Source organism: Arthrobacter sp. TJ-178, from assembly GCF_058269275.1.
Genome location: NZ_JBZCNK010000003.1, coordinates 71405 through 85172 on the forward strand (window position 1 = coordinate 71405; position 13768 = coordinate 85172).

The window sequence follows — 13768 nt, forward strand, 5'->3', positions numbered from 1 at the left end:
TTAGGGGGAGGGCGGCAGCTCGAGCTGTCGAGCGAGGGCCGCACCGATAATGCGCGCCGCTTCCGGAAACGCCCCGGGGTTCGGTCCGGAGTAGTTCAGGCGCAGGTGTGGGCCCGTCGGTTCGGCCGGGAACCATTCATCTCCCGCCGCCACCACAACGCCGTCGCGCTCGCAGTCCAGCACCAGGCGGGGCAGATCAGTGGCGTCCGGCAACCGTACCCACAGGTTCAGTCCTCCGCGGGGCAGCACCGCCACGTGGGCACCGGGCACATGGTCCCGCAGGGCTGTGTGCAGCAGATCGCGGCGCACGGCCAGCTGCCGGCTCAGCCCGCGCAGGTGAGCTGCCCACGCCGGCTGCGTAACGACGTCGAGCGCCACCGCCTGCAGCATGCCGCTGACGTACATCGACTGCGCCTGCGTGTCCGCCAGGATACGTTCGCGGGCCGGGCCGCGGGCCACGATGCCGGCCACCCGGACAGCGGGCGAGACGCTTTTGGTGAGTGAGCGCAGGTACACCACGTGGCCGCTGTCATCGCGGGCCGCCAGCGGATGAGCTTCAGCCGTGATGCCAAAATCATGCGCCCAGTCATCTTCGATCAGGAACGCTCCGTACCTCCGGACGACGTCGAGCACGTCCCCTGCGGCGGACGCGGACCACTGGATCCCCGTCGGATTGGCGAATGTGGGCTGGGCATAAAAGGCGCGCGCCCCGGTCTGCTCAAAAGCGCGGACCAAATCTTCGGGATCGGGCCCGTTGATACCGCTGGGAATGGGCACAACCTCCACGCCGGCCTGCGCCGCAGCTAGGATGGCACCCCAATAGGTGGGCGATTCCATCAGCAGCGGACGGCCGGCACCCACCAGCGCCCGGAAGATGGAACTGAGCCCGCTCTGGCTGCCGGGGAGAACGATGACGTCGCTGGGCGCCGGGGGTGCGACGCCGGCCGGGGTGCCCGCTTCCAGTTCGCCGGCGAACCAGGCCTGCAGTTCCGGCAGGCCGGCTGCCGGAGAACGGCTGACCGCGGCACCGCTGCGGGCCGCGCGCGTGAACGCGGTGCGGACCAGGCGTTCGGGCAGCAGCTCGCGGTCCGGATAGCCGGAGTGCAGGGAAATGACGTCATTGGAGGCAGTGCGCAGGGCTGCGGAGAGCTGCGGTGCGCGGGCATGGGGCGTGCCCAGGGCGGCGGTCTGCCAGCCGTAGTCGTTGGGGCGGGCGAAGCGGACCGCACGGACAAACGTTCCCACTCCGGGGCGGGTTTCCACTGCACCCTGGGCAGCCAGGGTCCGCAGTGCCTGCTGCACCGTAACCGGACTGGCACCGTACTGAGCCACCAGCGACCGGGTGGAGGGGAGCATGGCTCCGGGCGCGGCCGTGGTGATCCAGGTGCGCAGGCCTGTGACAATCCGATCGCTGCTGCTATCGTGAGACATGTCACAGCATAGTAGCGCTACTGTCTTGAAACCACCACTGCTATCCGCAAAAGCCGGCCTCGGCTGGGGCCTGCTCGGTGTGCTCGCCTTCTCTTTCACACTGCCGCTGACCCGCATCGCCGTGGGGGACGGCGGGGACGGCGGAATGTCTCCGCTGTTCATCGGTGCCGCGCGGGCAGTCATCGCGGCGGTTCTCGCGGCGCTCGCCCTGACCCTTACCCGGCAGAAGCTGCCGCACGGCCGGCAGTGGCTGCGGCTCGGTGTTGTGGCCGGGGGAGTGGTGCTTGGCTTTCCCCTCCTGACGTCCTTTGCCCTCACTTCCTCTCCGGCCAGCCACGGGGCCGTCGTCGTCGGTCTGCTGCCGGCTGCCACGGCGGTGGCGGCAGCGGTGCGCGGACGCGATCGGCCGCCGGTGGCCTTTTGGCTGGCGGCAGCTGCCGGGGCCGGCGCCGTCGTCACGTTTGCGGCCGTGAGCGGCGGCGGACTCGGCGGCCTGCACCTTGCTGATTTGCTGCTCTTCGGCGCCGTACTGGCCGGTGCGGCCGGTTATGCCGAGGGCGGGCTGCTCGCCCGCGAGCTGGGGGCCTGGCAGACGGTGTCCTGGGCACTGGTACTTGTTTCGCCGCTGATGATCGGGCTGACGGCCGCCGCGGCGATCCGGCAGCCGCCGTCGGGCACGTCCGGCGAATGGGCAGCGCTTGGCTACCTGGGTGCCGTGAGCATGTTCCTGGGGTTCTTCGCCTGGTACCGGGGGCTGGCCATCGGCCCCATGGCGCAGGTGAGCCAGGTGCAGCTGGTCCAGCCCGTGCTCTCCATCTGCTGGGCGGCGCTGCTTCTGGGGGAACAGCTGGGCTGGGCAACGCTCCTGGGCGGGGCCGCCGTGATCGCCTGTGCGGGGATCTCCGTCCGCACGCGGCGCAGGCGCGCCGCCGGCTGATACTGGCGTGTAAAGACGGCATGTCGGTCCCCGCTGACGCCGCAGCCACTGGCAGGATCGGGCACATGCGACATATGGGGATTCTGCTTTTTGACGGGGTTGAAGAACTGGACGCCGTAGGGCCGTGGGAGGTCCTGGCCTACTGGACGCAGACATATCCGGAGGACAACTACGACGTGCGCCTCCTGTCCGCAGACGGGAAACCCGTCACGGCGGCCAAGGGAATGCTCCTGACGCCGCACACCTCCCGGTCGGAAGCGCCGGACTTTGACGTCTTCCTTCACCCCGGCGGACGGGGTGCGCGGAAACTGATGGTGGATGAGCAGCACCTGGAGTGGATGCGGGCCCTCCGGGCACAGGTTCCGCTGATGACCAGCGTGTGCACGGGAAGCCTGGTTTACGCGGCCGCCGGACTGCTGGCGGGCCGCCCGGCCACCAGCTACTGGGATTCCCTTGCCCTGCTGGCCGAGCTGGACCCCACCATTGAGGTCCGCTCCGAAGAGCGCTGGGTGGACGACGGCGATGTGGTCACCAGTGCGGGCGTGAGCGCCGGCATCGACATGGCCCTGCACCTGGTCCGCCGGCTGGCGGGGGAAGAGCGTGCCCGCCAGGTGCGGCGGGGTATCCAATACGATCCGCAGCCTCCGGTGTAGGAACCGGGTCAATCATTCACTGAACCCGCTAACGTCTGAGGGGTCAGCTAGGGTCGGCGGTAACCGGGCACATGGACGTGGCACCGGGGCGGGCGGCAGGGGAAGGAACGGGTCGTGATGAAAACGGAAGAGACCGTGGAACACCTGGATGTATTGATCATTGGCGCCGGACTCAGCGGCATCGGCGCGGCGTGCCGGCTGCGGCAGGAGCATCCCGGCCGGACAATCGCGCTGCTGGAATCCCGCAGCCGTCCGGGAGGAACCTGGGACCTCTTCCGTTATCCCGGAGTCCGCTCAGATTCGGACCTTTACACCTTCGGCTATGACTTCCGGCCCTGGCGTGAAGAGAAAGCAATCGCCGACGGCCCAAGCATCCTGCAGTACCTGAAAGACACCGCTGCGGAGTACGGCGTTGATGCCCTCATCCGCTACCACCACCGGGTCCTCGCCGCGGACTGGTCCAGCCGGGACTCGCGCTGGAACGTCACGGTGGAACGCACCGTGACTCCGCAGGAGGGCGCAAGCGGTGCCGGGGAACCCGCCGGATCCGGGGAAATCCTGGATCTTTCGGCCGGCTGGATCTTTAACGCCGCGGGGTATTACCACTACGGCCAGGGGTATGCGCCGGAGATCCCGGGGCGGGAACTCTTTACGGGTCCGGTCGTGCATCCCCAGCACTGGCCGCAGGACCTGGACGTGGCGGGCAAACGGATAGCGGTGATCGGCAGCGGTGCCACCGCAGTAACCCTGGTCCCCGCGCTCGCAGACCTCGGCGCGGAGGTGACCATGATCCAGCGCACCCCCACTTACATCCTGCCCATCCCCGCGGAGGATCCGATCGCGCGGCGGCTGCGCGGCGTCGTCGGACCCGAACGCACCGGACGCATCATGGCCGAAATCAGCGCCCGCCGGCAACGCGCCATCTGGGTCTTCTGCCAGCGCTGGCCGCGGACCGCGCGCAAGGCCATCCGGCGCATCCAGTCCGGCGTGGTTCCCCCGGATTTCGATATGGACACCCACCTCAACCCGCCGTACCAGCCCTGGGACCAGCGGCTGTGCGCCGTGCCGGACGGCGACTTTTTCACTGCCCTGCGCAGCGGCCGGGCAACCATCGTCACCGGGCAGACAGCCGGCTTCAGTGCGCACGGCATCCGGCTTGCCTCGGGCGAGGAGGTGGAGACCGACGTCGTCGTGACCGCCACCGGGTTCACCGTCCAGGTGCTGGGCGGCATCCAGATGCGGCTCGACGGCGTTCCGGTACGGTTGCCCGAACATGTGGCGTACCGCGGCGTGATGCTCAGCGGCATTCCGAACATGGCCTTTGCCATCGGCTATACCAACGCCTCCTGGACGCTGAAGGTCGGGCTGCTGACCCGGTGGTTCTCCCGCCTCCTGACCCACATGGACCGGCACGGGCTGAGCGCAGCTGTCCCCGTTGCGCCGGAGGGCCTACAAACGCGGCCGCTGCTGGATTTCGGCGCCGGATACGTCCAGCGCAGCCTGGCCGACCTGCCGCGGCAGGGCACGCAGGAGCCGTGGCTGATGACCATGAACTTCCTGGCTGACCGCAGGGATTTGCAGAAGGGAAACCTGGTGGATGAGTATTTGCGGTTCACGCCCGCCGAGGACGCAAACAAGCCGGAAGGGGACCGCTTTGCTTCCCTCGGATCCGGGGTGCGGCTCTGTTACCGGGTGAACGGGCCGGACGACGGCGAGCCGGTGGTCCTGGTCGCCGGGCTCGGGCTGGACCTGACCTGTTGGCCGGACGGTTTCGTGGACGGCTTGGCCGCAGCCGGTTACCGCGTCATCCGGTTCGACAACCGCGACGCCGGCCGGTCCAGCCGCATGGCAACACCCACGCCGTCCCTGCTGCACCAGGCGCTGGGACGTCCGGTGCCCGGCGCCTACCGGGTCGAGGACATGGCGGAGGACGTCGTCGGGCTTTTGGATTACTTGGAGATTTCACGCGCCCACGTGGCGGGAATGTCCCTGGGCGGCATGATTGCCCAGTCCGTGGCCGCCCATCACCCGGACCGGGTTCTCACCCTGACTTCGATGATTTCAACCACCGGTGCCCGGGGAATCGGCGGGGCATCCCTGTCCACCAAGCTGAGGTTTGCGGCACGGCCTCCGCGCACCCGGGAGCAGTTCATCCGTGCGCGGGTTGCCCTGATGGGCCATCTTTCCGGCCGGACTTACCCTGCTGATGCAGGCTTCGAGACCGAACAGGCCGGGCTGGCCTGGGACCGCGGTGACTACCCGGACCGGGGAACTGCCCGATCCCGCCAGCTGGGTGCCATCAACGCTTCTTCAGACCGCACCCGCGACCTGGCCGCCATCAAGGCTCCCGCGCTGATCATCCACGGAGACCGGGACCCGGTGGTGCATCCCAGCGGGGGCGCCGCCACCGCGGCCGCCATCCCCGGAGCACGCCAGGCCACGGTTCCCGGCATGGGCCATTACTTCCATTCCGCCGTGGTGCCCGAACTGCTGCGGCTCGTTACCGGTCACCTGGCCTCGGGCAGGGCAACAGATTCAGCCGGCACCGCGGAACGGTCCGCCTACTGAGCCATTCCGGGGGAAACCGGAACAAAGTTGATCTTGTTGTTGTCCAGGACCCGCTTCTTTGCAATGCGGGTGAATCCCTTGGCGTCCAAATGGTTCTTGGCACGGAAATCCGCCAGGGCGGCGTCGTATGCCTTGTTCATCTGCTCGCCGGTGATGACTTCGGTGGTTCCGTCGGTAAAGCTGATGCTGACGGACGCCGACTGGGGAAAATGGCGGTCCATGCGAACGAAGCCGTCGGTGTCCTGCTGAAGAGAGATCAAGTGTTTCCGCCTTTAGAGATGATGAGGTTCCAGTCTTCCCTATCTTTGCGGTGCCGCTTTACCAGATGACCGGCGGCCGACGGCGATTGTTGCCTCCGGTTCCTCCCCGCACACGATTCCCGGGCGCAGTCCCCGCACCGCCATGAGATGAGCCACAGCCCCGGCCTGACTCCGGCTGCACTCCACCAGCACCCAGCCTTCCGGTCCCAGCCACGCAGGTGCTGACTCGATGATGCGCCGCAGCACCTCCAGTCCGTCAGCACCGCCGTCGAGAGTCAGCGGGGGTTCATAATCCCGCGCCTCCGGGGGCATGGTGCCGAGCTTGGCGGTGGGAACATAGGGGGCGTTGGCGACGACGACGTCGATCCGGCCGCGGAGCCCGCACGGCAGCGCCTCGAACAGGTCGCCCTGCAAAACCGACGCCTGCCCCGCCAGATTGATGCCGGCGCAGGTGACGGCAGCGGTTTGAAGATCAACGGCGTAAGCCTCCGGCGCGTGGGTCGTGTGCGCGGCAACGGCCATGCTGACCGCCCCGGAGCCGCAGCAAAGCTCCACGAACACCGGACGGCTGAGGCTTTCGAGCAGCGCAATGGCTCGGGCGGCGAGCAGCTCCGTCCGCCGCCGGGGAATAAAGACATGAGGGGCAACCGGTATCCGCAGCCCGTAAAACTCTGCCCAGCCAAGGACCTGCTCAAGCGGGAAACCGTCGCAGCGCTGCTGAACCATCTGATCCAGAGTTGCGGAGCCAGTGGCTTCAGCGAGCAGGAGGCGGGCCTCCTCTTCGGCAAACACACAGCCTGCCGTGCGGAGCCGTGCTGCCAGTGATTCCTCGGAGGGCCGCATCAGTCTTGCCGGAGGGTGAACAGAAACGGCGGGTTGGGGCCGCGCAGATCCATGGCGCCGAGCAGTGTGCTGCTGTTCACCCGGCGGAATATGTCGTTGACGGGCAGTGCGTCGTAGATCATGGTTGCGCTCAGAACTCCGCGGTACTGCGTCATGCGCAGGCGCGCCTTCGGTTGGGAGGTCCGGGCCAGCGGCAGCAGCGGCCGAATCATGCGGGCGGCGAGCGGTCTGAGGACGGTTGGTCTGCGGACGGTAGATTTGCGGACCAACGGCGCCAGCCGGAGGGCGGCGGCCAGCGGAACAACTCGGGGATTCACGTCAAAGCGCCTTCCGCGTCTGTCGGCAAAGACCAGCGGGTGTGCGCCGTCGGGCCCGTCAAACTGCTTTCCCTGCCATCGCAGGGGTCCCAGGAGTCCGTCGAACGGGTGGCCGGAGGGCAGATCTGCACCCTGCCAAAAGCCTTCGAGCTCTTCGATGCCCACCGGTGGGAGCGAATCGAAGAAGTCCAGGGCTTGTTCCGCGGTGGTGCCGGACCTGAGTTCGCTCAGCCGGGTGTCGGGATGGTGATCCTCGTGTTCCATTCCTTGGTCCTCAGATCTGTCGTCCGTCGGCCCTTATGGTTCTTTATTGTCCCTGCGGGGACGTGCTCTGCCAGTAAGCACGGGTAAAGAACCAGTAATGGAAAAGCCCGCCGGATAGGCCATCGCAAAATAAAATAGAACACATGTACGAATCTTTGCGGCAGGTGAGATCACAGCCCGGAGCGGGGAAGCTTTCCGGGCTGATCCCGCAGCGCGGCTGCGGCGGTGGTGGCCTCGATGCGGCTGAGCGGCCCTCGAAGGTTCAGGGGACATCGACGGCCGGGCGGACGTCGAACCCCGAGAAGGTGGCGGGGGCTGAGCGGACGTCGACGGCTGACGGGAGATTGGCAGCATTGGAAGCGGGAGAGCGGGCGCGGTTGATCGATGAGATCCGCGCGTTGGAGGAATTGAAGGCAGCGGCTGCGGCAGCTCAGGCCCGTGCAGCTGCAGCCTTTGATGCTTCAACGCGCCGGGCTCAGGCCCGGGCAGGGGTAGCGGCAGAGTATCTGGGCCGCGGGGTGGGAGCGCAGATCGGGTTGGCTCGCCGCGAGTCTCCACACCGAGGCGTGTGCCTGCTGGGGCTGGCCCGGATCCTCACGGAAGAGATGCCGTACACACTCCGGGCCCTGAGCGCCGGTGTCATCAGCGAGTGGCGGGCAACGCTTCTGGTGCGGGAGACCGCGTGCCTGTCGCTGGAGGACCGGCAGCATGTGGATGAGACGGTGGCAGGGAACCTCAATGAGCTGGAGACATTGGGAGACCGGCAGCTGATTGCCCGGATCAAGTCACTGTCGTACGGCCTGGATCCGCAGGCAGTGGTCAAGCGTGCTGCGAAGGCGGTTTCGGAGCGGTATGTGTCATGCCGGCCGGCGCCGGACACCATGACGTATCTGACCGGGTTGCTGCCGGTGTCCCAAGGGGTGGGGGTATTCGCGTCTCTGTCTCGGGAGGCTGATCGGTTGAGGGCGGCGGGGGATCCGCGGAGCCGGGGCCAGATCATGGCCGACACGTTGGTGGAGCGGGTCACCGGACAGGCACGCGCTGAAGATGTGCGGGTGGAGGTGCAGCTGATCATGACCGACCGGTCCCTGCTCGCCGGCGTCCTGCCGAATCCGGAGGGTGCAGATGGGAAAGAGGCCGGCCGCGGAGGCATTGTGGTTCCGGACGGTTCGGAGCCTGCCGTATTGGCGGGGTACGGAATGGTGCCGGCGCAGTGGGCGAGGGACCTGATCCGCGGGAACCAGGCCGAAACAAAGCCGGGCCAGGCCGGAACAGAACCCGGCAAGGACGCTGCAGAGACCAGTGCGCGGACCACCGCAGCTGTCTCCAGCCGGAGGGCAACAGCACTTTCGGGCACTTCACAAGATGCCCGACCGGCATCCGAATGGGGAAGGGCGCCAGAGCATCCGGTACGGCCGGATCCGCGGACCGAGGTGTGGTTACGCCGGTTGTACGCGGTGCCGGAGACGGGCCAGCTGACGGCAATGGATTCCCGGGCACGGCTGGTACCGCGGGGCTTGGCGCGCTTCATCGCAGCCCGCGACCACGTTTGCCGTATGCCGTGGTGCGGGGCTCCCATCCGGCATTACGACCATATTGTTCCGTTCCGGAAGGGCGGGGCGACCTCGGCGGAGAATATCCAGGGGTTGTGCGAGGCATGCAACCAGGCCAAGGAAGCACCGGACTGGAGTGCACGGACCGGCGCCGAGGGCCGGCATACGGTGGTCATCACCACGCCCACGGGCCATGCCTATAGTTCCACTGCGCCGCGGCCGCCGGGCTTGGAGTGAACACCTTGGCCAAGCACGAGGTGGGGTATGAGGTTGGGCATGAGGCAATACACGAGAGAATAGGGGATGTGAGCACACCGCAGATATCCGGCATCCCCAGTTTCCTCCCGCAGGTGCCGTTCGACCTTCAGCACATTGGGACGGGATTGGTTTTCGCGGAGGCGCTCGCCGATCTGTTCTCCGCCCTTGATCCCCAAACCGGGAAGAGCGCCGCGGTGGTCCAAGCTCCGCCGGGAACCGGAAAGACGACGCTGGTTCCGCCGCTGCTTGCCAATCTTCTGGCTCTGCAGGAAAGGTCAGCCGGACGGCCGCCGCGCATTGTCGTGACGCAGCCGCGCCGGGTGGCGGCACGATCGGCAGCCCGCCGGCTCGCCGCGCTGGACAGCAGCCCGGTGGGTGCCCGCATCGGCTACACGGTGCGCGGCGAGAGCCACACCGGCCCGAAAACCATCGTTGAGTTCGTAACCCCCGGCATCCTGCTGCGCCGGCTCCTGGCCGATCCGGGGTTGGAAGGCACCACCGCCGTCGTCCTCGATGAAGTGCATGAGCGCGGATTGGAGACGGACTTGCTGCTGGGCATGCTCACCGAGGTCCGGCAGCTGCGCGAGGATCTGACCCTGGTGGCCATGTCCGCCACACTGGACGCGGCGCGTTTTGCCTCGCTGATCGGGGACGGCGGCGGCCCGGTCCCCGTTGTCGGCTGTCCGTCTGCCCTCTATCCGCTGGACATCCGCTGGCAGCCGGCTACTTCCCTGCGTCTGGACGAGCGCGGGGTGACGCGGACCTTCCTGGACCACGTTGCCGACACAGCGGTTGCCGCCCACGCCGAACTTCTGACCGGGAACCCGCAGGCCGATGCCCTTGTTTTCGTTCCCGGAGCCTGGGAGGTCTCGTCCGTCGCCTCCCGTATCCGCAGCCGCGCCGGCGCCGGAACCGAAGTCCTGGAACTGCACGGACAGATCGATCCGCGGGACCAGGACCGCGCGGTCTCCGGCCGAGCAGCAGGAGACCGGCCCCGGATCATCGTCTCCACCAGCCTGGCCGAGTCCTCCCTGACCGTACCGGGAGTTCGCCTGGTCATCGATTCCGGGCTGGCCCGCGAACCGCGCCGGGATGCAGCGCGCGGAATGTCCGGCCTGGTGACCGTTTCCTGTTCCCGGGCCTCAGCGGAGCAGCGGGCCGGACGTGCTGCCAGGCAGGGACCGGGCCGTGTGGTTCGCTGCTATGACGAGCGAACCTTCGGCGCAGCTCCGGCACATCAAACGCCCGAGATTTCCGTGGCGGATCTGACCTCCGCAGCTCTCGTCCTGGCCTGCTGGGGCTCGCCGGGAGGCGAAGGCCTGGCACTGCCGGATGCTCCGCCGCGCGCAGCCATGGAGGAGGCCCAAACGGTACTGAAGACCCTCGGCGCCGTGGATGTTTCCGGAGCCGTCACCCGTGTGGGCAAGACCCTGGCCCGGATCCCCGCCGATCCGCGCCTGGCAAGGGCTCTGCTGGACGGCTCCAAGGTGGTCGGAGCCCGCACTGCGGCGGAGGCCGTAGCACTGGTCGCAGGGGATCACCGTGCACCCGGCGCTGACCTTACCCGGCTCCTGGCTGCCCTGCGGTCCGGACGGGACCCGGGGGAGCGGCGCTGGTCCGAGGACGTGCGGCGCATGCAGGGAATTGTCCGCCGTGAAGGGTCAAGGGGCGAAGAAGCGTCTGCCGGGAATCCAATCCGTCCTTCGGATCCAGCTGATGTTCCGGGTTCGGAGGCCATGGGATTCGTCGTCGGACTGGCGTTCCCGGACCGCCTTGCCCGCCGGGTGCCCGGGGAAGGACCGGAGCGCTACCTGCTCTCGTCCGGAACCCGCGCCGGACTGCCGGCCGGCAGCCCGCTCACCGGCCACGAATGGCTCGCAGTTGCTGAAGTCACCCGCGCCCAGGGCCGTGACGCCGCCGGCACCGGAGCGGTGATTCGCTCGGCTGCACCGCTGAGCGGAGAAACTGCCGCTGCCGCGGCGCAGCACCTGCTCACCGACACGGTTGAAGCTCGGTTCGTGTCCGGCCGGGTCACCGCCAGGCGTGAGCGCCGCCTCGGGGCGATCGTGCTGTCCTCCACACCGGTGCGGCCGACGGCGGCCGAAGGCAGGGCGGCAGTGGCGCGGGCTCTGAAGCAGGAAGGGTTGGGCATCATTGGTTTCTCTCCCGCTGCGGATGCGCTGCGGCGCCGTATGGCATTGATCCGCCGCGAGCTCGGGGAGCCGTGGCCGGATGTCTCCGAGCCGGCGCTGCTGGCCCGTCTGGATGACTGGCTGGCTCCCGAACTGTCGGCCCTCGCCGCAGGCGCCTCGGTGAACGGCATAGACCTCACAGAACCGCTGCGCCGCCTGCTGCCGTGGCCCGAGGCTTCCCGGCTGGCCGAGCTCGCCCCGGAACGCCTCGCCGTTCCCAGCGGCTCCCATGTCCGGATCAGCTATCCGGAACCCGACGACGACGGCGGCCGACCGGTTGTAGCGGTCAAGCTGCAGGAGTGCTTCGGCTGGGCGGAAACCCCGCGCGTGGTCCAGGGCAGGGTGCCCGTGCTGTTCCATCTGCTGTCCCCGGCACGCCAGCCGCTGGCTGTGACCGATGATCTGGCGTCCTTCTGGGCCGGACCGTATTTGCAGGTGCGGGCCCAGATGCGCGGCAGGTATCCCAAACACCCCTGGCCCGAGGACCCCTGGTCGGCCAAGGCGACTGCCAAAACCAAGGCCCGGATGTAGCGGGGCTGCGGGGCGGCGGAGCGGCGGGGTAGCGGGGCTGCGGGGCGCCGGTGCGGCGGCGCTGGCCCGCTGCGACAGGCATCACGTGGGGTGTTCCGCTGCCGGGGCGAAGTGCACTCGTAGGCTGGAAGAGCGGCGACCTGTCTCTTCAGCCGCAGTGAAAGGCCCGTTTTTCCGTGATCCACTCCCTTCAAGATTTCCTGTCGGTTCCGGCTGGCCGGGGCCACCGGATTCCGGCAGTCCGCGTTGCTGCGGGGCTGCTGATTCCGCTCCTGGCGCTGATCCTGCTCGACCGCACCGACCTGACCATGTGTGCCATCTTCGGGTCCCTGACGGGAGTCTTCGGCCGCAGTGAACCGCATTGGCGCCGGCTTCGGCATCAAACCCAGTCCGGTGCCCTCATGACCCTGACCGTGGTTGCCGGAGTGACCATGTCCCTGGCCGGGAAGAGCGGATGGGAAGTCGTGGCGGCCGCCACCCTTATCGCCGGAATCATTTCCGTTGCCGCCGATTATCTGCGTGTCCGCCCGGCCGGACCGTTCACCTACATCTTCGCTTTCACTGCGACCGCCGCCGCACCCTTTTCCGGTTCATCCGGCGAAGCCGCACTGGCGGCAGGCGGGAGCGCGCTGACGGCCATATTGCTCGGAATCGCCGGCCGGGCACATGCCCGCAGGCATACCCCCGTGCTGCCCCTGTCACCGCGGCCGGCACCGGACTGGAAAGCAATCTTCAAGCACTCAGGCCGGTACATTGCGGCCGTCGCCGCCGCCGGTTCCCTCGCCGCGCTGGTGGGACCGGGACACAGCTATTGGGCCATGCTGGCAGCGTGCGCCCCGATCGCCGCCGCTGATGCGGCGCGGGCTCCACTGCGCGCCGTACATTTCATTGTGGGAACCTACGCCGGTGTGCTGCTCTCCGCCCTGCTCCTGCAGCCGGACTGGACCCCGGTGCAGCTGGCCGTCCTGCTGACACTGCTCCAGTTCGCCGGGGAGGTCTACGTCATCCGGCATTACGGGCTGGCCATGATCTTCCTGACTCCTGTAGCGCTGCTGATGACCGGTTTCGTGTCCAGCCAGCCGGTCTGGGACCTCACTGTGGACCGGGCGGTGGAAACCACCATCGGCGCGGCGGTCGCCGTCGTCGTTGTCCTGCTCACCACCTCCCGCAAGGCGAAGGCATTGCCCTCCACAGCCGTCGGGCAACCGGCAATTGGCCCCGGCCAACCCCCAAACCGGCACTGACACCGGACCCGCCGCGTGTCCGGCCAATAGACTTTCGGCATGACGGACCGACCCCGGATCCTCGTCGTGGAAGATGACCGCCGGCTGGCCAGGATGCTGGCGGACCTCCTGAAATCGGAGGGTTATCTGGTGACGCTGGCCTTTGACGGTCAGCGCGCACTGCACGAGGGCCTGACCCAACCCTTCGACGTCCTGCTGCTGGACCGCGGCCTGCCCGCTATCGAGGGACTGGACGTTCTCACGCGGCTGCGCAGCCGCGGCGTGCTGACACCGGCGCTCATCCTCTCTGCCCTGGGCAATGCCGCGGACCGGGTGGAAGGCCTGGACCGCGGGGCCGAAGACTATATGGCCAAACCGTTCGACATCGACGAACTCCTGGCACGGCTGCGGGCGCTGCGGCGACGGAATATTGCCCGGGTTCCGGTGCTGCCTGTGCCCGGCGGCACCCTGGACACCACCGGCCGCACGGTCACCACGGACTCCGGGGACGTGGTGCTGCTCTCTGACCGGGAAGGCGCACTGCTGGAGCATTTGGCCCGCCGGCCAGGTCAGGTGTTTCCGCGGGCCGACCTGCTGGAAGCGGTCTTTCCGGAAGCCGACGACGACGGCGTGGTGGACACCTATGTGCATTACCTGCGGCGGAAATTGGGTAAGGACGCAGTGCTGACGGTGCGCGGCATCGGCTACCGGCTCGGCGCCCGCACATGAGGTTCGGGC

11 protein-coding genes are annotated in these 13768 nt (G+C 68.0%); 7 read left to right on the forward strand and 4 right to left on the reverse strand.

What is annotated here, in order from left to right:
- Nucleotides 1-1431 carry an aminotransferase-like domain-containing protein gene (locus AC4D2Q_RS09880; protein WP_490946292.1) on the reverse strand — a complete coding sequence of 477 codons (1431 nt, stop codon included), beginning with the start codon at nucleotides 1429-1431 and terminating at the stop codon, nucleotides 1-3.
- On the opposite strand from AC4D2Q_RS09880, the gene AC4D2Q_RS09885 reads away from it, so the two are divergent.
- The 3 genes from AC4D2Q_RS09885 (at nucleotide 1430) to AC4D2Q_RS09895 (ending at nucleotide 5589) form a co-directional block, all read left to right on the forward strand.
- A complete protein-coding gene (locus tag AC4D2Q_RS09885) occupies nucleotides 1430-2368 on the forward strand; it encodes a DMT family transporter (RefSeq protein ID WP_490946293.1) in 939 nt (312 codons plus the stop codon). The two genes, AC4D2Q_RS09880 and AC4D2Q_RS09885, sit on opposite strands and share 2 nt — an antisense overlap.
- Before the next feature lie 65 nt (nucleotides 2369-2433).
- Nucleotides 2434-3021 carry a DJ-1/PfpI family protein gene (locus AC4D2Q_RS09890; RefSeq protein WP_490946294.1) on the forward strand — a complete coding sequence of 196 codons (588 nt, stop codon included), beginning with the start codon at nucleotides 2434-2436 and terminating at the stop codon, nucleotides 3019-3021.
- Nucleotides 3022-3138: 117 nt separating this feature from the next.
- Complete coding sequence (locus tag AC4D2Q_RS09895; protein WP_490946295.1) at nucleotides 3139-5589, forward strand: alpha/beta fold hydrolase; 2451 nt, start codon at nucleotides 3139-3141, stop codon at nucleotides 5587-5589.
- On the opposite strand, the gene AC4D2Q_RS09900 is transcribed toward AC4D2Q_RS09895, so the two are convergent.
- The 3 genes from AC4D2Q_RS09900 to AC4D2Q_RS09910 are packed head-to-tail and all read right to left on the reverse strand — an operon-like array spanning nucleotide 5583 to nucleotide 7273.
- Nucleotides 5583-5849 carry a hypothetical protein gene (locus AC4D2Q_RS09900; protein ID WP_490946296.1) on the reverse strand — a complete coding sequence of 89 codons (267 nt, stop codon included), beginning with the start codon at nucleotides 5847-5849 and terminating at the stop codon, nucleotides 5583-5585. The genes AC4D2Q_RS09895 and AC4D2Q_RS09900 overlap by 7 nt on opposite strands.
- Nucleotides 5850-5888: 39 nt before the next feature.
- On the reverse strand, nucleotides 5889-6692 hold the full coding sequence (locus tag AC4D2Q_RS09905; RefSeq protein ID WP_490946297.1) for a putative protein N(5)-glutamine methyltransferase: 804 nt from the start codon (nucleotides 6690-6692) through the stop codon (nucleotides 5889-5891).
- Complete coding sequence (locus tag AC4D2Q_RS09910; RefSeq protein ID WP_490946298.1) at nucleotides 6692-7273, reverse strand: DUF4334 domain-containing protein; 582 nt, start codon at nucleotides 7271-7273, stop codon at nucleotides 6692-6694. The genes AC4D2Q_RS09905 and AC4D2Q_RS09910 overlap by 1 nt, the downstream gene beginning before the upstream one ends.
- 143 nt (nucleotides 7274-7416) lie before the next feature.
- On the opposite strand from AC4D2Q_RS09910, the gene AC4D2Q_RS09915 reads away from it, so the two are divergent.
- The 4 genes from AC4D2Q_RS09915 (at nucleotide 7417) to AC4D2Q_RS09930 (ending at nucleotide 13759) form a co-directional block, all read left to right on the forward strand.
- Nucleotides 7417-9063, forward strand: a complete 1647-nt coding sequence (locus AC4D2Q_RS09915) for an HNH endonuclease (protein WP_490946299.1) — start codon at nucleotides 7417-7419, stop codon at nucleotides 9061-9063.
- A gap of 68 nt (nucleotides 9064-9131) precedes the next feature.
- Nucleotides 9132-11807 (forward strand): ATP-dependent helicase HrpB, encoded by a 2676-nt coding sequence (hrpB, locus tag AC4D2Q_RS09920; protein WP_490946300.1) that lies wholly within the window; start codon nucleotides 9132-9134, stop codon nucleotides 11805-11807.
- Nucleotides 11808-11983: 176 nt separating this feature from the next.
- The gene (locus AC4D2Q_RS09925) at nucleotides 11984-13051 is read left to right on the forward strand and encodes an FUSC family protein (protein ID WP_490946301.1); all 1068 of its coding nucleotides are present in this window, start codon (nucleotides 11984-11986) and stop codon (nucleotides 13049-13051) included.
- A 39-nt stretch (nucleotides 13052-13090) separates the two neighbouring features.
- The gene (locus AC4D2Q_RS09930) at nucleotides 13091-13759 is read left to right on the forward strand and encodes a response regulator transcription factor (protein ID WP_490946302.1); all 669 of its coding nucleotides are present in this window, start codon (nucleotides 13091-13093) and stop codon (nucleotides 13757-13759) included.
- The last annotated feature ends 9 nt before the right edge of the window (nucleotides 13760-13768 follow it).

Bases quoted from the DNA above. Each gene is read 5' to 3' on its own strand.
- AC4D2Q_RS09885 (WP_490946293.1), top strand. From the start codon at position 1,430: ATGTCACAGCATAGTAGCGCTACTGTCTTGAAACCACCACTGCTATCC.
- AC4D2Q_RS09880 (WP_490946292.1), bottom strand. From the start codon at position 1,431: ATGTCTCACGATAGCAGCAGCGATCGGATTGTCACAGGCCTGCGCACC.
- AC4D2Q_RS09890 (WP_490946294.1), top strand. From the start codon at position 2,434: ATGCGACATATGGGGATTCTGCTTTTTGACGGGGTTGAAGAACTGGAC.
- AC4D2Q_RS09895 (WP_490946295.1), top strand. From the start codon at position 3,139: ATGAAAACGGAAGAGACCGTGGAACACCTGGATGTATTGATCATTGGC.
- AC4D2Q_RS09905 (WP_490946297.1), bottom strand. From the start codon at position 6,692: ATGCGGCCCTCCGAGGAATCACTGGCAGCACGGCTCCGCACGGCAGGC.
- AC4D2Q_RS09910 (WP_490946298.1), bottom strand. From the start codon at position 7,273: ATGGAACACGAGGATCACCATCCCGACACCCGGCTGAGCGAACTCAGG.
- AC4D2Q_RS09915 (WP_490946299.1), top strand. From the start codon at position 7,417: ATGTACGAATCTTTGCGGCAGGTGAGATCACAGCCCGGAGCGGGGAAG.
- AC4D2Q_RS09930 (WP_490946302.1), top strand. From the start codon at position 13,091: ATGACGGACCGACCCCGGATCCTCGTCGTGGAAGATGACCGCCGGCTG.